The organism is Sphingosinicellaceae bacterium (assembly GCA_019285715.1).
GTDB lineage: Bacteria > Pseudomonadota > Alphaproteobacteria > Sphingomonadales > Sphingomonadaceae > Glacieibacterium.
Genome location: CP079108.1, coordinates 3,015,222 through 3,036,776 on the forward strand (window position 1 = coordinate 3,015,222; position 21,555 = coordinate 3,036,776).

9 protein-coding genes are annotated in these 21,555 nt (G+C 59.8%); 1 reads left to right on the plus strand and 8 read right to left on the minus strand.

Annotation, left to right across the window (positions count from 1 at the left end; all coding sequences use genetic code 11):
• The first annotated feature begins 62 nt into the window (after positions 1-62).
• Positions 63-3,095, plus strand: a complete 3,033-nt coding sequence (locus KX816_13860) for a TonB-dependent receptor (GenBank protein ID QXQ05332.1) — start codon at positions 63-65, stop codon at positions 3,093-3,095.
• Between the two features lie 512 nt (positions 3,096-3,607).
• Here the strand turns inward: KX816_13860 and KX816_13865 are convergent.
• The 8 genes from KX816_13865 to KX816_13900 form a co-directional block, all read right to left on the minus strand.
• Positions 3,608-4,717, minus strand: a complete 1,110-nt coding sequence (locus tag KX816_13865) for a TIGR03032 family protein (protein QXQ05333.1) — start codon at positions 4,715-4,717, stop codon at positions 3,608-3,610.
• Between the two features lie 116 nt (positions 4,718-4,833).
• Positions 4,834-12,648, minus strand: coding sequence for a hypothetical protein (locus tag KX816_13870; protein QXQ05334.1), 7,815 nt, complete (start codon positions 12,646-12,648; stop codon positions 4,834-4,836).
• 996 nt (positions 12,649-13,644) lie between these two features.
• On the minus strand, positions 13,645-15,252 hold the full coding sequence (locus tag KX816_13875; GenBank protein QXQ05335.1) for a PAS domain S-box protein: 1,608 nt from the start codon (positions 15,250-15,252) through the stop codon (positions 13,645-13,647).
• 5 nt (positions 15,253-15,257) lie between these two features.
• Positions 15,258-15,632: a hypothetical protein gene (locus KX816_13880; protein ID QXQ05336.1), complete on the minus strand. Its 375-nt coding sequence runs from the start codon at positions 15,630-15,632 to the stop codon at positions 15,258-15,260.
• A 162-nt stretch (positions 15,633-15,794) separates the two neighbouring features.
• Positions 15,795-16,430 (minus strand): response regulator, encoded by a 636-nt coding sequence (locus KX816_13885; protein QXQ05337.1) that lies wholly within the window; start codon positions 16,428-16,430, stop codon positions 15,795-15,797.
• A gap of 389 nt (positions 16,431-16,819) precedes the next feature.
• Positions 16,820-17,242: a PEPxxWA-CTERM sorting domain-containing protein gene (locus KX816_13890; protein ID QXQ08579.1), complete on the minus strand. Its 423-nt coding sequence runs from the start codon at positions 17,240-17,242 to the stop codon at positions 16,820-16,822.
• Between the two features lie 1,144 nt (positions 17,243-18,386).
• On the minus strand, positions 18,387-18,851 hold the full coding sequence (locus tag KX816_13895; GenBank protein QXQ05338.1) for a hypothetical protein: 465 nt from the start codon (positions 18,849-18,851) through the stop codon (positions 18,387-18,389).
• An 878-nt stretch (positions 18,852-19,729) separates the two neighbouring features.
• Complete coding sequence (locus KX816_13900) at positions 19,730-21,418, minus strand: pyruvate dehydrogenase (GenBank protein QXQ08580.1); 1,689 nt, start codon at positions 21,416-21,418, stop codon at positions 19,730-19,732.
• Positions 21,419-21,555 lie beyond the last annotated feature (137 nt).

A 21,555-nucleotide genomic window follows, 5' to 3' on the forward strand; every position in this document is an offset into this window, starting at 1 on the left:
AGTTGTCGTGATCACAGCCAAGGCTCAAGTGTTAGCGTCGGCTTTCCAGACCACAAACGCGGGTGAGCAGCGTGCAAACAAGCAATTCCAAGAAACTATTTTTGCGCAGTGCGGCTACTGCGCTTGGTTTGGTTGCGGTTGCGGCACAATCCCAGACGACTTCAGCAAGCTCGGCAGGAATTGCTGCCACAAGCTCGTCGTCCGATGCGGGTGTTGATGAAATTATCGTTACGGGATCACGATTGAAGCGCGTCATCACAGATACGGTCGAGCCAACTTTCATCGTGGACGCCAAACAGATCGAGACGCGCGGCTATACGAATGTCGCTGACGCCTTGCGTGAGCTGCCTGAGTTTGGGCCAGGGTTAAACGGTGTTGGCAACGGGCAGTCGGGCTTTGGCCCGGGGCAGTCGTTCGCCGACTTTTTTAACCTCGGTTCACAGCGGACGCTGGTGCTTATCGACGGGGTGCGAGTCGTCCCCAATATTACCGCCTCAAACTTCGGACCAGGAGCCGGATCCGGGGGCAGCCAGGTCGACCTTAATACGATACCGATCGGTCTGCTCGAGCGGGTCGAGACCGTGGCGGTCGGCGGTGCGCCGATCTACGGATCCGATGCAATCGCCGGCACGGTCAATTTTATCCTTAAAAAGAATTACCAGGGCATTGAATTCACCGGCGAGTCCGGCATTTCCAACGAGGCCGATGCGGCAAGCTATCGGCTTGGCGTAATTGCCGGCAAGAACTTCGCGGACGGACGCGGCAACATCACCGGGTCGTTCGAGTATGATCGAAGCGAAGGTCTGGTCTACAATGATCGTGCCAGCACGGCGTCCGGCTTGTTTTTCACGACCGCACCCGCGGGTTCGCAATACCAGCAGGTACTTTATCCCAGCCAGCGTTTGCCCAGCCTGTCTGAGCAGGGCATCCCTTACACCACTGACGATTTCCAGCCAAATGTGCTGAACGGTGCGGGCCAGCCGGTCCGCTTCTCGCCGGGTGGCAACCTGATCCCGATCGATTTCGGCACGCCGACCGGAAACTTCCTAAATTACAGTGGCGGCAATGGTCTCAATCTGGCCGACGTCAGCAACCTTCAAACGCCGTCCGATCGCTACCTCGGCACCATACTCGCGAACTTCGAGTTCAGCGACCACATCAAGGCGTTCGCCCAGGGATGGTTCAGCCAGTCCAAGACGAAGAACCTTGTCGCCCAAGGCTATTACAACACCGCCTTGTTTGCCGGTGCCGGGGAAATCAACGGCAATTTCATCATCCCGATCACAAATCCGTTCCTGACGCCGCAGGCGCGCTCGATCATCCAGAGCAACCTGCCTGCCGGACAAGACTTCTTTTATCTCGGTCGCGCCAATGAGGATATCGAACCAAGCAGCGCTACTGGCGATCAGCGGACGTATCGGTTCGTTGCCGGCCTCAGCGGTGACTTCGGCGTGCTCGGACACAACCTCAACTGGAGCGTAACCGGAACATATGGAAAAAATCGTTCGATCAACCTGTCGCCGCAGGTGGTCACCCAGAACTTCAACAATGCGGTAAATGCGGTCGCAAACCCCGACGGCACGATCGCCTGCGCGCCCGGCTATACCAATGCGGCCATCGCCACCATCAGTTCGACCTGCTCGCCGTTAAATCTGTTCGGTAACGGCAGCCCAAGCCAGTCCGCGCTCGACTATATCACCGCAATCGCCCGCTCGGTTAGCACGAACGAGCTCGTCGATGTCGTCGCCAGCGTGAGCGATGACTCGCTGATCAAGCTGCCAGGCGGTGATGCAGGATTCGTCGTCGGCTACGAACACCGCGATGAACGCGCGCGCTTCGACCCTGGCACGTTCTATCTTGGCCAGCCGAACGGTGACGGGACCTTCACGCAATACGGAAATTCGATCCCGATCAACCCCGTCGCTGGCGGTTTCCATACAAATGAAGGCTTTGCCGAGATCAACCTGCCTTTCATTGCACCAAAGAACAACTTGAAGTTTCTAGATCTTCTCGAGGTCAAGGCGGCGGCGCGATATGTTTCTCATTCGTCGGCAGGAGGCGACTTCACGTGGACCGGCGGCGGCCGGCTGGCGATCATTCCGGATATCGTCTTCACCGGCAACTTCACAAGGTCCATCCGGTCGCCGTCGATCACCGAACTCTTCGCACCAGTCGGCCAGGCGTTTTTCCTGGCGAACGATCCATGCGACTCGCGCTACATCACCTCAGGCCCGAACCCTGCCAATCGCGCGAAAAACTGTGCAGCGGCAGGCATCGCTCAACCATTTTCTTCCAATATTGTCGATTTCACCGCGCGGGGAACCTCAGGTGGTAACCCGAATTTGAAGAACGAGATTGCCAACAGCTGGACTGCGGGCGTACAGGTTCGGCCGCGCTTTGCGCCGCGATTAGCGCTCAACGTCAACTGGGTGAATATCAGCCTGAAGCAAGCGATCGTATCGTTGTCAGCGACTGACGTACTCAATGGTTGCTACGACGCAACAAGCTATCCGGGCCCGACGTGCAGCAACTTCACACGCACGGACGGCCAGGTCACTTTCATCCAGACTGGAAACTTGAACGCTGCATCGTACGAATTTGGCGGATTGTCCGCGTCGGTTTCATATACGTTGCCAGCACCTTATATAGGCGCAACGGGAAACCTGTCGCTAAATGGAAATTACCTCTACACCGACCGTCTGCAATATCGTGTCGGCAGCGGCGACCTAACCAAGGAAACGAACAGCATCGCGACGGCTAATGTCACCGAGCCCGGCAGCCGCCACCAGGCGACGGTGAACCTTAACTACGACAGCGACACTATCGGTTTTCAGTTGCAAGCCCGATATTTTGGCTCAGCGGTTTTTAACGCCGACGACACGGCAAACACCCGCAACATTAAAGGTGTCCCTCAGGTCGTCTTCCTGAATAGCACGCTGTCATTCAATGTCGACAAGACATATACGTTGCGACTGACGGTTGATAATATCCTTAATCAGGGATCTCCGTACCCCGCGATAGCACAAGACACATCGATATATTATGCAGCAATACTGGGACGCTATTATCGCGTTTCAGTTCGTGCAAGATTCTAGCATGCGAAGATACAGTTCGTTGCGATTGATCGCGTGCAAAGAGTCGGTTTTAAGACGCCAGTAAGGTGTTAGGTATGCTGGATGACTGGATGCCAGATTTTAGTATTGCTGCCTGAGCCTGAGAGCAGAATTAGTCCGGTGCGTATTTTATATACCGGATTTGTCGAACGAATGACGGGAATGCGTGCGCTGCTTATTCAGCGGCCTTTCCGGTTTCCACTGATACTGACGGTCGTCCCTCAGCCGACTCATCATGCGCAAACTGCGGCCTTGTGGTCGTGCAGAAGTTCTTCGGGCGGATCACTTCGTGGCGCCGAGCGCCACCGCCACAGCTCACCTTACACGCGGAAACCTGCGCGGCTGTCGGGGATTGGAGCGGCGGCTTCGGCAAGCCGCGAGTTTATTCATATGACGCCGGAGGCCGCCCAGACCACCGGGGCGAGCCTGGACGCGCAGATTAGAGCAAGCTACCCCGGGGTAGAACGAAAAATCGGGCCTTACGACCGATGATATTATTTAACGGTCGTAACGAACTTCACGATTTCAGGAGAGTCGGGGCCAAGCGCCATGGGACATGTGACCTGGGGCAGCACCTCCACGTCGTACAGCTCACTGACAGCGCCATCGATCCTGAACCATTCGACGCATCGACCGGTTTTTGTGTCGATGACCTGGACGCCGCACCACGGCTCGCTGTCCGCGTCACGCAGGCGCTGGTCGAGGGCGAGGCCTTCGAAGCGCTCGTATCGGGGCTTGGACAAGCCGACAAAAGCGAGATCGCCATGAAAGCTCAATCCGCGCAAAAATCCGGGGCAGAAAGCCTTGGGCACGAATTTTCCTGTGCCGCTCGCAGCGTTTTCGATGACCCCCAGTTCGCCCGTGCCTGAGTTCAGTATCCAGAGTTCATCGCCATGCATGCGTGGTGAATGCGGCATCGAAAGGCCGGTGCAGACAATGCGGTTATTGTCGACATCGATTACGACGCCACCATCGGAACGGCGGTCGCGCCAGCCGTCGACAGTGTTGGAACGACTGACCGCACTGACATAGCTTGGGCGGCCATCGCGCATTGCCAGTCCATTCAAGTGACACCGGTCCTCGTCGATCAGTTCGCTGATAAACGGCGGCATCCAGAGTTTTCGGAAACTGTTTCGCTCATCGACCGTGGCAAGGCAGTTGAAGCGTGTGTTGACGAACACGATGCTGTCGTCTTCGGCCAGACCGATGTCATGCGCATCGAGTTGCCCGGTGACATGGATGGTACGCGGGACGTAACAGGCATCGAACAGGTTGTTGACGCGCTCGTCGGGGCCAATAGCGTTGGTGCAGCGCAGAATCTGATAGCCGGCCGAGATCAGCAGCCCGCCGCTTCGATCGCGCGCCAGCCCCATCGGCTTAGCGACAGGAGTCTGATGCAGATGTGCGCCCGCTGCATTGCGACCGAGCATGTAAAGAATGCCCGACTGGTAGGAAGTGAAGGCAACCGAAATATTCAGCTTGGCGAACAGCGCGACCAGACCGCCCGACTGGCTGTACTTGACCATCGTCGATGCAACAGCGACCGCGACCGGCTTGGCCTGGACGGACTCCGCTACGGCAGGCGGGGCCTCGGATACGTTCATCGGTGGAGCATCCCGTCGGAAATTGCAGATTGGCCAATGTCTAACGCTGACCGACCTCGAGGCCAACACAGTCGAGCCCCCGCCAGCCATGGCGGCTGACGGGGGGAATCGTCAGGCTAGAACCGCATCCGGAAGCCCGCGTGGCCGGTGATGGCGCTGGTGCCCTTTTGTGACACGCCGAACTGGGCGGCAGCATCGATGAACAGGTCAGCCTTCGCTGACAGGCTGTACGTCGTGCCACCACCGACATCGACCCAGGTCTTGCCATAATTGACGACACCCGGTTCCGATCCCGTAACGGTCAATTTGGTGTCGCCTCCACTCAAGCGCGACCAGACATTAGCCTTGATGTAGGGAGTCCACAGGCCAGCGGCGCTATTGGAGTCATAGTCCCATGTGCGCTTCAGTCGGAAGCCCAGCCGGCCGGTCGTGCTGTCCTTCACGTCGAAGTGGTTGAGAATGAGACTGCTATCGGCGCTGTCGTTCAGATCGGTCGAACCGTAGATCACCTGCGCTTCCGGCTCGAAGACGAAGTTCGACCCGATATTCAACGGTGCACCCAGTTCGAGCGACGCCATCCAGCTATGGCCCTTCGTCCTGAGCGTCGTGCCCTCGTTGTCATTGGCCCGCAGCTTCAGGAAAGTGCGCTGCACCGCGACATCGGCATACCAGCCCTTGCCGTAATGAGTGGCATAGCCGCCCGCGATCCAGCCATCGGTCTTTGTACCGCCGGCGTAAGGCGTCGCCGTCCCGCGGGCGTATTCGGTGCTGCCGCCCCAAACGTGACCACCGTAGACACCGATGTGGGTCTGCGAGTCACCCGCGATGCTGCGGTACAGATCGAGGCCCATCTGCAGACCACCGATGTCGCCAGTCGAGCGACCATTGCCGAACGTGCTCGAGCGCGACCGATCGGTGTAATCCTTGCCGATCATCCGGCCCCACATTCCAGTCAGTATGCCGCTGGTAGCACCCTGCGCCGACAGGTTCTCCTGCTCGCCGACGCGGTCATGCAGCGTGCCGAGCATCGTCATCGCTACATCCTGCGCGATACGGGCCAGCGCAATCGTGGGTTGGACGATCGAGCGTATCTGCGAACGCAGGTAGAAGTCCTGATCGTTCGGATCGGTGACGCCACCTTCGTAGATCTGATAGCCCAGGGCGCCTGCATTGACCGGGCCGGCCAGAACGAAGGCGCCGGCGCTCGACGTGCCGTCCACCTGAACGATGCGAATGCCGTCGCCCGTTGTCTTGACGCCGAGGCCGCCGATATTGTTGATCGTGGTCAACGTCCTGCCGGTTGCATTGCCACCGATGACCAGCAAATCGGTCGCCGCCCCCCCACCGAGTACCGTGTTGAGAACCAGCTTGCCTTCCATACCCGTATAGTTGCCCCCAACCGTAAGGGTGTTGCCGACGTTTGCACCGGCAAGCAGCACTGTTCCCGCGTTGCGGAAATTGCCTGGCACGGTCGGACTGTTGCGGGAGTCGAACGTGCCGCCAACCACGTTGAGCGAGCCCGCCGTGATCGTCCTGTCGGCGAGGCTCACCGTGCCGCCGTTGATGTTGATGTTTTCAAAATTCTGGATGTCGGCACTCACCAGCGCGCCCGACCAGTTGTTAAGGTTGAGCTGGTCGTTATCGCCCGCGGTCCCGATCGCATCGCCACCGCCGTTCAGCACGACGCCGCTCAGATTGAACGTGCTGGCAACATTGACCGTGTCCGACCCCGTGCCGCCAAGCACGTTGCCGACCGCGCCCGACGTCAGGTTGATCGTATCGTCGCCCGCACCGCCATCGACGAGCTCAACCGTTCCGGTTGTAGCGATTGTGATGACATCGCCCGCATCGCTTGCGGCGCTACCGTCGGCACCCGGGTTGCCGCCATATACCGACCCGACGTTGGCAGCGCCCAGGACGCTGATCGTATCGGAACCCCCCGCACCCTCAATCGAGCCGATGCTGGCATTGTCGGTGACTGTGATCGCGTCGTTCGAAGCGCAGCCAAGCACGCTGGTGACGACAGAACCGGCACCGAGCGTTCCGCCCGGTGCGCCGCAGACGGCGACTTCCGGCCGGACGAGATCCTGGATTACCGAGTCACCCGTGAGCACCAGCTGCTCGAAGTTCTGGATCAGGCCGGGCGCAATTGCCTGGTTCACGCCGTTGAGCGTCAGCGTATCGACCCAGCCATCGCCAGCCGACGCATCGTCGCCGCCGTCGACCAGCGTTACTCCGGCCAGTGCATTTGCGCCTGCAAAAGTGATGCTGTCGCTGCCATTGCCCAGCAGCACCTGGCCATTGATGACCGCGCCGGCGGCTTCAACGGTGTTGCTGTCACCCTCGTTGTTGATGATCGCGATGCCCGATTGAGCGCCAACGACCGCCGTCGAAGCAAGGTTGATCACCGTCAGGTTGCCGGCAGGCGTCAGCGCGGAGATACCCACACCGGTCCCGCCCATCACGGTGCCGGACGCGTTAATTGTCAGCAAGCCGGTGCCGTTGTTCACTGCCGAGATGCCGTTGACGCCGCCGATGCTGTTGTTTGCCGTAATCGTCAGGTCGGCACCCGGCACGACGGCAGCAGAGACGACGGCAGCAGACACAAGGCTGAGGCGACGGCTGATGTCGAGCACGGGCGTGTTGGCGTCGAGACGCGCCGTGATGCCGTCGCCACTTGTCCCGGTCGCCGTGCCCGTCGAGGTTATCGTTAGCGAGCCGGTTCCGGCATTGATCGCGACGATGCCGTCGACGCCGCCGGTGCTGTTGTTGGCCGTGATCGCCAGGTCGGTGCCGTTCGACGAGTTGAAAGCGTCGATGCCGTTACCAGTGGTTCCGGTCGCCGTGCCTGTCGAGACTATCGTTAGCGCGCCGGTACCAGCGTTGCTCGCGGCGATGCCATTTGCATAGCCGGTGCTGTTGTTGGCATCGACCGTCAGGTTCTCGCCGCGGTTGTAGGCATAGATGCCGTCGCCGGTCCCACCTGTCGCGGTACCGGTCGAGGTTATCGTCAGGGCGCCGGTTCCGAAGTTATCTGCATTGATGCCATTCCGTGCACCGATGCTGTCGTTGGCCCTGACCGCCAGCTCGGTACCGTTCGTCGAGTTGTAAGCCTCGATGCCGTTGAAGTTTGTCCCCGTGGCCGTGCCGGCGGAAGTCACCGACAGCGCTCCGCTGCCATAGTTCAATGCATAGATGCCAGCGCCACCGGTGCTGTTGTTGGCAACGACTGTTAGGTCCGTGCCGTTATAATTTTGCGCCACAATACCGCTGCCATCAGGTCCGCCGGTGGCCGTGCCCGTGGACGTTACCGAAAGCGCGCCGCTGCCATTGTTTGTCGCATAAACCCCATTCGCTCCGCCATTACTGTTGTTGGCTGTAACCGTCAGATCTGTGCCGCTCGCGGAGTTCTCGGCATCGATGCCATCACCGTATACCCCTCCCGTAGCGGTGCCTGTCGAGGTTACCGTCAGCGCCCCGATCCCATCGTTCCTGGCAAGAATGCCATATTCGCCGCCAGTGCTGTCATGGGCAACGATGGTCAGGTCCGTGCCGTCCGTAGAGTTTGACGCATGGATGCCGTCCTCGGCGCCGACAGCCGCACCGGTTGAGGTAAGCGTCAGCGCGCCGGTGCCGTAGTTGTTTGCATTGATGCCGTTCGCACCTCCTGTGGTGTCGTTGGCCGTAATTGTCAGGTCCGTACCGTTGGACGAGTTTTCGGCAAAAATGCCGTCGCCGCTGGTCCCGATCGCCGTGCCGGAGGTTATCGACAGCACGCCAGTACCAGCATTGATGGCGTAGATACCGTTATTGCCACCGATACTCGTGGCAGCGATAACCGTCAGGTCAGTCCCATACGCTCCGACGCCATAAGGTGCCAATATGCTGGGCCTTGCGACAAGCGGTAAATACTGAGCCTGGTTACGCGCCGTTATGCCGTTGCCGCTGGTCCCGGTCGCTGTGCCCGTCGAGATCACGGTCAGCGCGCCGTTCCCGGCATTGGTCGCGGCGATGCCGTCGACGCCGCCCGTGCTGCTGTTGGCCTTGATCATCAGATCCGTGCCGCTCGTCGCGTTGGAAGCGCTGATACCGTCGCCAACAGTTCCGGTCGCCGTGCCCGTTGAGACCACCGTCAGCGCGCCGGTACCAATGTTTGTCGCAAGGATGCCGTTATCGCCGCCGGTGCTGTCGTTGGCATCGACCGTCAGGCTCGTGCCGGCGTTATAGGCGTAGATACCGTTCCTGCTCGTCCCCGTCGCAGCACCGGTCGAGGTCAACATCAGCGCGCCGGTTCCGTAGTTCGTTGCCTGGACGCCATTCCTGTAACCGGTGCTATCGCTGGCCTTGACCGTCAGATCCGTGCCGTTGGCCGAGTTGTAGGCATAGATGCCATTCCGACTCGTTCCCGTCGCAGTACCGGTCGAAGTCACCGTTATCGCGCCGGTTCCGTAGTTATCGGCATCGATGCCATTCCGGGCACCGGCCGTGTTGTTGGCTGTAACCGTCAGAGTCGTTCCGCTCGACGCGTTTTCGACATCGATGCCATCGCCATAGAACGCTCCTGTCGCGGTACCGGTCGAGCTTATGGTCAGTGCCCCGATGCCGTCGTTTCGGGCATAAATGCCATACTCGCCGCCGGTGCTGTCATGGGCAGCAATGGTCAGGTCGGTGCCGCTCGCAGAGTTCGACGCTTGGATGCCATACTCGTTGCCGGCGGCCGCACCGGTGGAGGTTATTGTCAGCGCGCCGGTTCCATAGTTGCTCGCATGGATGCCATTCACACCGCCGGTGGTGTCGTTGGCCGTAATCGTCAGGTCCGTTCCGTTCGACGAGTTTTCAGCGAAAATGCCGTCGCCGCTGGTCCCGGTCGCCGTGCCGGAGGTTATCGACAGGACGCCGGTACCCGCATTTCTCGCGTAGATACCATCGTTGCCGCCGATACTCGTGGCAGCGATAACCGTAAGATCGGCTCCCAACGCGCCGGCACCATAGCCTATGGCACGCGTTAAATTCAGAGTTTCGTTACGCGCCGTAATGCCGTTGCCACTGGTTCCGTTTGCCGTTCCTGTCGAGATCACGGTCAGCGCGCCGTTCCCGGCGTTGATCGCGGCGATGCCGTCGACGCCGCCCGTGCTGTTGTTCGCCGTGACCATCAGATCCGTGCCGCTCGATGCATTCGAAGCGTTGATACCGTCGCCATAGGTTCCGGTCGCGGTGCCCGTCGAGACCACCGTTAACGAACCGGTCCCGGCATTGTTCGCGGCGATACCATTGGTATAGCCAGTGCTGTTGTTAGCATCGACTGCTAGGTTCGTGCCGGCATTATAGGCCTTGATGCCGTTGCTGGCCGTGCCCGTCGCTGTACCGGTCGAGGTTACCGTCAGGGCACCGGTGCCGTAGTTCTCGGCATCGATACCATTCTGGTAACCGGCACTATCGCTTGCCCTGACCGTCAGGTCTGTGCCGCTCGCAGAGTTAAAAGCATAAATGCCGTTTCGGGTCGCTCCCGTCGCGGTACCGGTCGAGGTCAACGTCAAAGCGCCGGTGCCGTTGTTCTCGACATCGAGGCCACTAGCGCCGCCAGCGCTGTTACTAGCAGAGACGGTCAGACTGGTGCCGGCGTTATAGGCGTAGATGCCATTTGCTGACGTCCCCGTCGCGGTACCGGTCGAGGTCACCGTCAGCGCGCCGGTGCCGTAGTTATTCGTGTAGATGCCATTCGTACCGCCGACGGTGTCGTTGGCCGTAATCGTCAGGTCCGTACCGTTGGACGAGTTTTCGGCATAGATGCCGTCGCCGTTGGTCCCGGTAGCGGTGCCCGTCGAGGTTATCGACAGCGCGCCGGTGCCGTGATTCTCGATATTGAGCCCATTAACGCCGCCGGAGCTGGTGCCGGCAGCGACCGTCAGGCTCATGCCGAGGTTATAGGCATAAATGCCATCGCTAGCTGCGCCCGTCGCGGCACCGGTCGAATTTACAACTAGTGCGCCGGATCCGTAATTGTTTGCATTGATGCCATGAACACCGCCGGTGGAGTCGTTGGCCGTAATCGTCAGGTCCGTGCCGTTGGCCAAGTTTCTGGCAAAAATGCCATCGCCGTTGGTTCCGGTGGCCGTGCCGGAGGTTATCGAAACCACGCCGGTCCCAGCACTGCTCGCGTAGATACCATCGTTGCCGCCGATACTCGTGGCAGCAACAATTGTCAGATCAGTTCCAGACGCTCCGCCACCATAGCCTCCGAGTATACTGTTACTCGAAACACGCGTTAGATCCTGGGCGTAGTTGCGCGCCGTGATGCCGTCGCCATTGATCCCGGTTGCCGTGCCCGTCGAGATCACCGTCAGCGCGCCGGTCCCGGCGTTGGTCGCGGCGATGCCATCGCTGCCGCCCGTGCTGTTGACGGCCGTGATCATCAGGTCCGTGCCGTTCGACGAGTTGGAAGCATTTATACCGTCGCCACTCGTTCCGGTCGCCGTGCCTGTCGAGATCACGGTCAGCGCGCCGGATCCATAGTTTCTCGCGTGGATACCATCTTCGCTGCCATTGCTGTCGTTAGCATCGACCGTCAGGCTCGTGCCGGCGTTAGAGGCATAAATGCCGTTCCTGCTCGTGCCCGTCGCGGTGCCAGTCGAGGTTACTGTCAGCGCACCCGAACCATAACTTCTTGCCTCCACGCCATTCTGACCGCCAGTGGTATCCCGGGACGTAACCGTCAGATCGGTACCATACGACGCGTTCGAAGCAAAAATTCCGTCATTCTCGGCCCCGGTCGCCGCACCTGTCGAGGTCACCGAGAGCACGCCGGTTCCACTGCTCCTCGCGTTGATACCGTTCACACCGCCAACACTGTTGTTCGCGGTCACCGTCAGGTCGGTGCCCGATGCGGCCGAAACACCGTTTAGCACCACGGCGCGGCCGTAGCCGTAATAGGGATCTGGGACAGTCGCGTAGGAACGCGCATAGATGCCGTCGCCACCGGATCCCGTGGCTGTGCCAGTAGAGGTCACTGTGAGCGCGCCAGTGCCATTATTCTGTGCTCGGATACCGGTCGTGGCACCGGTGGTGTCAACAGCGTTGACCGCCAGATCGGTGCCGTAAAAGTTCTGGGCGGTGATCCCCTCATTCGCGCGCCCGACAACAGTTCCGGTCGCGGTCACCGTCGAGGCACCCGACCCGTAATGAAAGACAGCGACACCTCTATTGTTGCCGTCGACGTCCACGACAGAGACTGTTGCGGTAGAACCATTATTGCGGGCAAAAAGACCGTCGCCCGATCCACCAATATTGTTAGGCGACGTTAACGTTCCTGTGGCAGCGATGTTCATCGCGCCCGAGCCGTTATTGATAGCTACGATTGCGCCGTCGCCCCCACTGACGTCTACAGCGTTGATAGTCAAGTCCGTAGCGGTTCCGGTGTTGCCAGTGTTCAAGACAAAAAGGCCCGCGCTGCCGCCGGCACTTGTTATCGATCCAGTTGAGGACACCGATACTGCGCCGGCGTCGGAATTGATAACTGAGAGGCCTCCTGCCACGGCCTCGATAGACGAATTATAGTTGTCGGTAAAAACGGTTCCGCCGCTACCATTGACGGTAATTCCGCTGCCAACTGGAACCGACAAGCCGAATCCAGGTGTCGTCGTGACGTTGAGATTGCTGCCGCTGATTGTCTGCGCTGTATCCGTCGCCGGATTGGCCGCACCAGAGCACACCGAGGTTGGCCCGACCGAACACGTTCCGGCCAACACTGGTGTAATCGCAAGTGCGCTGCCGAATAACAGCCCGGTTGCCAGAGCAGCGCTGGATACGGGGCCGCTCACCACGCCGAGGTGCGGCGCGAAGCTCGCAACGCGCCCCTTGAATTTGGTTAGCCGCCCACCCTTGAGGATGAGCGCCATGAAGCTATTGCGCGTGGTTCCGGTAAATAACGTCATAAAATGCCCCCACTAGTTAATCATCTGAGAACTATTGCATCGACTATTACGCAACCGTATTAGTACAAAGCAAGTGTACGATGATCTTGCGCCTCTTTAAGATTTGGACTGTAAATTAAGCGTGAACAGGCGACCATTATTTATCGGCCACGGTGAAATCGGCATTCTGAGCGACTGACTTGCAACAAGGGATCACCGAGTGATGATATTGCGGTTAACTTGTGATTGATGGAAGGACTGGACCGGCGGCATTTTATGATGAGACGAGACGACTCAAGGCAGAGCGGCTCTGATCAGCGATATCAGCCTCCCACGTGGCTGGGGACTGCGATACTAAGCCAGAGTGTTGCAGCCGCCGGGCGATGCGTCCGCAGCGCTGGCGCGGCAGCCAACGAGTTCTGGCTCGACCCGGCGTCAACGCCGGCCGCCCTTGCCTATATCAAAGTCCGGCATCACCATCTTGTTAACTGGCGGCGATATGCCGGGACCAGTCGACAGGCTTCGACGGGTGCGCAGTACGTTCCCGCACTGGCCGTGAGTCAGAGAACATTCAGCGCGACGAGATCGTGGCACCCGCCTGAATTGGCACCTGCTTGGCCGCGCCCCCCGCAACATTGCCCGGCGCCACAGCAAAGCGTGTTTCGATCGCGCGAGGTTTGATGAGCCACTCCGGCCGATCATGATGGACAAGCCGCTCTCCGAGCTCGACGGTAAAGTTCAGGCAAGTTTGCTCGGCAAAGTTGCGGCGCTACTCGCGAAAATCGAGATCTCCGTCTTCTATGTCACCGGCCTGATCGAAGCCTGACATCTGGCACGACGCGCGAGCCGCACGGCGGCAAGTTGCGTCAAAACTATCGAGTTGTAGCGGCTCCGGCAGCACGCGCCCCTTGCTCCCGGAGAATGCTGTTTGGGAACGAGCCCGGGCGAGGCGGAACTGGACTTCCGGGCCCAAGAGACTCAGCCTGATCCGGCCCATCCAATGCCGGGCCTGACCATCTAGCTATTAGGGACGGTGAAACCGAAGACAGTGCCGCAATGCTCTCCGGGCCTGGCCCAGATATGGCCACCGTGGGCTTCGACGATCGACCGGCTGATCGACAGGCCGATGCCCTGGCCTCCCGGTTTCGAACTATTGAAGGGGTTGAACAACTCCGCCGCCATCTCCGGAGCGATACCATGGCCGGTGTCGGAAACGGTGATCTCGCAAAACGCGCCCGGGAGACCGTACGCGACGAGGCTAAGATTCCGACAGTGTGTATTGGCCATCGCTTCGAGCGCGTTGCGTATCAGATTGATCAGCACCTGCTGAATCTGGACACGGTCGACATAGATGTCGGCAACGGTATCGTCGACATCGATGCGGGGATAGATGCCCGGCCATCGGCCGCCATCGGTGGCCAGGGCGACCGCCTCACGGATGAGCGCCGCGACGGGCTCCAGGCGTCGTGCGGCACTGCCGCCATGGATGAGATCACGGGCGCGCCGCACGATCTCGCCGGCTCGAACGGCGGAATGGTCTGCGGCGACAAGCGCGTCGATGACCGGCGCGATAGGTGCGGCCGTCTCCAGCATGCGGCGGCTACCGCGGACGTAACCGGTAATTGCGGTCAGCGGCTGGTTGAGCTCGTGGGCGAGGATCGAGGCCATTGCTCCCATCGCGCTGAGGCGAGAAGCCTCGACCAGTTCCTGTTGCATCTGATCGAGGCGCATTTCGGCAGTCTTGTGGTCGTCGATATCCTCCATCGTGCCGTACCATCGCGGCACTCCGCGGTCGGCAAGCAGGCTGCGCGCGCCACGCGAGCGATACCACCGGTAACCCCCGCCGACGGCCGGCAGCCGGAACGTGCTTTCGTATTCCGCTGAATCGGCAGCAGCGTACCAGACCGAAAGCGCCGTTTCGCGGTCGTCTGGATGAAGAATTGCGAGCAGACCGTACCCGCGCAGGGCGGCGTGGGGCATGCCGGTGCGCGCCACCAGCCCTTCCCCGATCGCAAGCAGCCGACCCTGGGCATTCGAAACCCAGGGGATTTGCCCGCTTAGTTCGATCGTCAGGCGATAGAGCTCCTCGCTATCTCTCAACTTGCTCTGCGTTTGCGCTTGTTCCTCAAGTGCGCTTCGCAACTCGCCGGTGCGCGTCAGTTCGCGCGCTTCGAGTGTCGTCGCCAACGCACGGACTTTGTCTTCAGCTTGCTGGCGCGCGAGTAGATCTGCTTCGGCCGCCCGCTGCCGGGCTCGCGCCCGCAGCGCCGAGCGGGTTGCGCTGATCAACGCATCCGTACTGAGGGGGCGCTCCAGTATCGTGACATTGCCGAACAGTTCGGTCGCGCGTGAAATGCCGAAGCCCCGGAAATTCTTTCGGGTAAGCAGCAGGAAGGGATGATCCGACCACGACGGCTGAAGCGCTAGCGCTGACCTGATCGCGGTGTGATCGAAGCTTATCAAGCCCTCGTCGGCGATGATCGCGGCCGCGAGCGTGCCCGCACGGATCTCCGCGACGATCGCATCGGATTCCTCGATGTGTGCGGGTATCCCAGCCGCGGCGAGCTGGGCCCTGATGACTCCCGCAGCGCGGCCCTGGGTCGCTAGGATCAGTAGGCGGTCCAAACCGATCAAATGTGACGGTCACTAAGCAGGACTTCTGAACCGGTGTAGAGCGCGAGGTTAAATCCGACATTCCTGGAATGGGACAGCAGCGGTTCGAGCACGGCCAGTATCGGTTTTGCCGCAATGAGTGCGGCTATGACCGCCTGGACATACGGTTCGAGCTCAAGCTGCGAAGCGTGCGTCATCGAATGATTATTGTCGGCGTTGAAGCAAGTCTCGGGCACACAATCGACCAGTTCGATGCCGTCGAGGCTCAACCCAGCCGTCTTGGCCACCTGACGCAGCTCGGCCGGGCTTTCGGAGATCGTGATGAACAGGCATTTCTCGCCTCGCGCATGTTCCGCGGTCAGGAACTGCATGGGGAGGGTGTTTTTAGCCAAGCCAGGCTGACCTTCGACAACGTAGGCAGCGATTGTAAGCGTAGCCCCCGCTGAGGGTCGCATGGAGGCTGGGCAGCCCGGTCGTGACGATATCGCCGCTCTGCAGCCCCGGTGGTTTTAGCGCGCGCGCCAATTGCCCGCCGTGCATAGGCCAATTCCTCATTAGGCGGCGCAATTGCTGGCGGTATCCGTGGTGACAGTTTCGGCACCGCAATCGAAGGCAATCCGCAGCGCTTCCGCAAGGCTGCGCACGCCGAGCCTGTCCATCATGCTTGCGCGGTGCATTTCGACGGTCCGGACACTGATCCCAAGATCGTAGGCGAGCACCTTGTTCGAGTGCCCGGCCATCAATCCCTGCAGAACCTCGAGTTCGCGCTCACTCAAGGACGTCATGCGGGTGAGTGCCTCCGTCCGACGGTCGTGATCGCGAACGCGATGGCCATGGAAGGCAAACACCCGCGCCAGGATATCGAGGAGCATCTTTTCGTCGAAGGGCTTCTCGAGAAAGTCGAGGGCCCCCGCCTGCATTGCCCTGACCGCGCTGGCGATATCGCCATGCCCGGACATTATTACGATCGGTAGCCGGGCCCGATGGGCCGAAAGTGCCGCGATAACTGCGAAGCCGTCCATTCCCGGCATCCGCACATCAAGCAGGACGCATCCCGCAAGATAAGCGGCATCGGCAACCAACTCGCGGCCACCCGCATACGCGCGGACTTCGAACCCCGAGGCAGACAGGAAAAAGGCCAACGAAGATCGCACCGATTCATCGTCATCGACGATATAGACTTGTTTCATCTTGAACCGCTCTTCCCGTGCATCCGTCGGCCCGACTAGCGACGTTTATGCCCGTATAACGAGAGACTTACAAGATACCGCCAATCTTCAACCATCGAATAGCATTTATTTGCTTCAATTTAATCGCATTATGAGACTATTTAAACTCCACTACAAGGCAAGCTTATCAATATTATGTCACTTTCCACAATATCAGTCGTCCGCTTACTACCTTGGTAACATAAAGGCATCGCTCCCGATCAAGTTATGGACAACATTTGTTGCTAATTGGTGCTTTTCGATACGGATGCCGGAAAACGAGCGCGGGCGGTAGGGGAGCGAGAACCCGATAGCCAAGCCTATCGATAATGATCGCATACGCCCCCTCCGGCACCGGAAGACGTTCCCACCTAGGCGGCAACCGTCGTCACCCGCCGCGACCCGCGACGCATTGTCGACCCGATGATGCCGAAGCCGGTCAGCATCAACGTCCAGGCGGCCGGCTCGGGGACGAACGAACCGAGCGACTCGCCGTTTTCGATGGTGCTGGGCAACTGGACTCCCGACGGAACCGCGTAGATATCGTCCAGCGCGATGAAGTCGATCAAACCGGGGGCGAGGTCGGAAAGCGGTCCGTAGCCCGACTTCGTTCCGGTAGGATCGTTGGTCATATCGGTGCAGCTGCCCGAGTTTGCGTTGGCTTTGGTCGTGTCCGCATGGGTCAGGCCGAGCACGTGGCCGAGTTCATGGCAACTGGTGTTGGTGTACCAGTTTACGTTGTCATAAAAGGCGCTGGTGTCCGGATAGTAATCGTTATACTTTACCGTCGCCATGACGACGTGACCGCCGCTGGTATAAACGTTGGTCAGACCGAGCCAGCCAGTCTTTCCGTAGTCGCCGCTACACACTTCAACCACGCCATAGGATGGCGCGCAGACCAAAGGGTCGACTTCCGGACCGGAAACCACTTCATAGTCGATATTATTCGCTGCCGACCATTCGGTTGCTGCAGTCAACAGATAGGGTGTCCATAGAGCGCTGGTGTTGTTCACCAACTGGATCGTGAGATTGTCGGCTCGAGCCCAGCTGTAGCCATTCCAATTCCGCGCGTTGGTGGCATCGGCTGCAGTCGTTACACTGCAGATTGCACCCGCACTGAGACAAAGGACGGCCGCTCGTGCCAGAAGCACGTTTGAAATAGTCATCTGATTGTTCCCCCGAGAGTTCTAGCCTGTGATAGCCATCAGACATTCTTCTAGATAAGAAATTCTAGCAATACAGGAATAATACTGCTCGAGTGGACGATGCTGTTTTTTTGTATATTTAATCTCGATTGAAAAATATGGAAGAGCTACCGATTATCATGGTGATCCTATCGAGCATCTGAACTCAAATAGCGAACAGCTAACATCACGAAGCTTTCGGAAGCCTAAACATGTACTAGATTCATAAACTCAATTCCGGGTCCTAATGTATTCGGGCTAGTGGCTTGTTGGCACCATTTCCGTAACGCGCTCCACGCTATCATGCGCCGGCGGCTATTTTGAGCTGCATCGCGCATCGATGTCGACGAACTGAGCCCTCCGTAGTGCCTTAAGGAGGGGTCAACGCGCACCGGGTGCCGAGGCGTCCCGCTCGGCTAGGGCCACTGACTAGTCGAACTAGATCGGATCGATACTCAGGATTCCCAGTGGGCATGATGTCAGATGTGTGAGCCACCTCCTTGAGACGGGGCGACCTATCGGAATCAAGCCCTACACGCTGGACGGGGCAAAGCGGGTGAGGAGCAGAAGGCCGCTTCCGGGCAAGACAAGCGAGCTTAGCCGCACGTGAGGTGGGTTCGCCGTGGACGATCTTGGCGCTTTGCGATGAAATGGGCGTTGTGCGTCTCCGATACCAGGCTGGCGAACAAGATGGTAATGGCGTCGACAAGCCGACGGCCAAGACGTTCCCACGCAACGCCTGAACGTGCCGAGCTTAGTATGATCCTCGGATCGGCACCGGCCTGCCCCACACCGCGGAAACCGTCGCCTTCGCTATGAATGTGTGCGCGATTTCAAGCCCGGGCTGCGCGCCTTTCACCCCTGAGTAAATCGTGACGTTCTTGCTTGCGGCATCGAGGATCCCGCCGTCCATACGAGAACCGGGAACTCGCCGCACGAGTACGTTGCTCAGGACCGCGAGCACGCTCAATGGTTCAGTGGACGTGATTTTTGCAGGACTTCGCTCACCGGCTGGAAGATAATTGGACTGGTAGAAAAACAGGCCTTCGACTTCCTCGAAATAGATCCTGACGCGTGAGCTGTCATGCGTCGCGACGCCGAGCACTGCCTCCGCGCGATCCGACACCTCGTGAAGTCCAGCAAAACGATCCGACCAACACACGGTAGTGCCAGCATGCCCCATCAGAGGCCAACCCGCCAGAACGGCGACGGCAGCCATTTTGGACATTGTCGTACCCGGCGAATGTGCGAGCTTCCGTGCAAGTGCTCGTAGAGAGGCCCGCATCATCGTCAGCCTGTTCGGCATCACTGCACCCCAAGAAATGGACTACCAGAGCCAACAGACGCGATCGTCGTGGCTTCGGATAGCGTTAGCTGGTTTAACTGCCCACAGTGTACGATCTAGTTAACGGCTCACCGATTTTCGCAAACGAAATAAATATTCGTTAACACGCCCATTGAACAGGACGGATGACCTCACCGGTATGTCGGCAGTCTTTACAGTTAATATGTATTGATGAGTTGAAAACAGCGTGATTCCGCGCTTTTGTGGTCTGGCACGGAAATTGCTTACTACTGATCAGTGTTTACGCTGGGTCAGTACAGGTAGCTTTATGTTTAAAGTGTTGCCATTTCGAAACCAATTTTCTCCAAGATCGCCATCTGCGTCTGTGCTGCCGGCACCGGCGCGGCTATCGTCCCGGCGGCTCATGTCGCACAAAAGCATTTCGCACCGCCTCGTGCACTTCATCGCATCGCCAAGGGACCGCTGCTCGCCGCTGCGGTTCGTCCAGATTGCCTGCCGGTCGCCACGACGTCCGACGACAGCCAGTTCGACGCTGGTGGCGGATTGCTAACTTCGTTCAACGCCGCACCGACACCCGCTGTCGGCAAGCTTGGCGACGCCACTTAAAATCAGACCGATTGATCGCAGCCACAAGGTGGTGATGCGGCGGTGCATGTCGAGCCGTGTCGTCCGGTCAGCGGACTGCGCCGGATCACCATAGGCGTGAAATTCGCAGACTTCACCTTGACCGCGGATGTCACAAACCAGCGTATGACCGCCATCACCGGTGCGCTCTATCGGCTGAGTATGCATCAGCGTGCGGCGAATAATTTCTCGCGCACCTTGGCGACGCCGAATTTGAACGCTTGTTCGAGCTTGATGTGCGGCATGGCCGGAATCTCGTCCGGATTGACGACAGCGTGCAGGATTGCCGGCCCGGGGGTTGCCATGAACTCGCGCATCGTCGCCGACAGCGTGCCGGGATCACGCGCCGTGAAGCCGGCGACCCCGCAAGCCCGGGCAAATGCGGCGAAGTCCATGTTGGGGAAGTTCGCGCCCCTGGATGCCGGATTGCCGGCGCCTTCCTGCTCAAAATGCACCAGGCCCCAGCCACCATTGTCGTAGACGATGACTTTCAACGCGAGGCCGTGTTCGACACTCGTCATGAATTCGCCGAGCAGCATGGTGAAGCCGCCGTCGCCGACGTGCAGCACGACCTGACGGTCACGGTCGAGCAATTGGACGCCGTTCGCGATGCCGAGACTGGTGCCGACTGCGGCGTTGTTGAATGACCCGGTGATCCTCTGTGTCCCGCACGGCCTGATCCAGTTACCGGCCCACAAAGTGACCTCGCCGGTATCGGTAACGAACACCGCGTCGTCATCGGCCAAATCGCTAGCCAGCCGCGCCACCGCCTGCGGATGGATCAGGTCCTGACTGCGCCCCGGATCAGCCTTCTCATCGAGCATTTTGGCCCAGTCGCGCCGGGACGCGTTAGCCCGATCGAGAAACGCAGTATCGTCTCGCTGCGGCAGGTCCTCGAGAAGCATCGCGACAGCCGGCCGCACCGATCCGACGATCCCGAGCTGTACGGGGGTGCGGCGGCCCAGCGCAAAGGCGCGCTCGTCGATCTGGACGACACGGCCGTGCTTGGGAAGATATTCGACATAAGGGTAGTCGCTGCCGAGCATCAGCAGCAGATCGGCGTCCATGACCGCATCGGTCCCTGCCCGCCCACCGATCAGGCCGAGGCCGCCAATCCAGTTGGGATGGTCGAAAGGCAGCAGGTCGAGGGCGCGATAGGTGTGCACCAGCGGCGCGTGCAGCCGCCGCGACAGTACCTCGAGTTCCGCCGCCGCACCGTGCGCACCGTTTCCGCAGAGCAGGGTCACGGTCTTCGCTGAACCGATCAGTGCGTGCAGCGCGACAATATCGGACGGCTCCGGCGCAACGTCCGGTCGCGGACGCAACGTTGCCATGCTCGGGACCTTGCCGGATGCTCGCGCGCCAAAGACATCGGGCGGGATGCTGATGTGCGCAACGCCGCGCTGACCATAGGCCTCGGCGATCGCCTGATGGAAGACGGCCGGGGCTTGCGATGCAGCAGCAAGGGTCTGGGTATAGACCGCGACGTCGCGGAACAGCAGGTCGGGCGTATCTTCCTGCAGATAATCCGTGCCACGCAATTCGGTCGGCACGCCGCCGGAGATCGCCAGCACAGGCGCATGATCCTTACGCGCTTCGTAGAGCCCGGCGACGAGGTGATTCCCGCCCGGCCCGGTGGTGCCACAGCACACACCGAGCCTTCCAGTCAGCTTCGCCTGCCCCGCCGCGGCCAGTGCTGCCCCCTCCTCGTGGCGGACGCCGATCCATTCGATAACCTTCTGCCGCCGGATCGCGTCGGTGAATGGGTTAAGCGCATCGCCGACCACTCCGAAAACCTGACGCACGCCGAGTTCCGCTAGGGTCTCGACAAGCAGTTCGGCGACAGTGGTCATCAGCGCAGGCTCCAGCAGCTAAGCTCGGATAACGCGCGGCGCGGAGAAGGCGGTTCCACGCGCGCCGGTTCCGCCGATCGGGCTACTACGCGCCGTAGCGTTATTGGAACCGTCGCATCGATTGGCAGCCAAATCTGCGG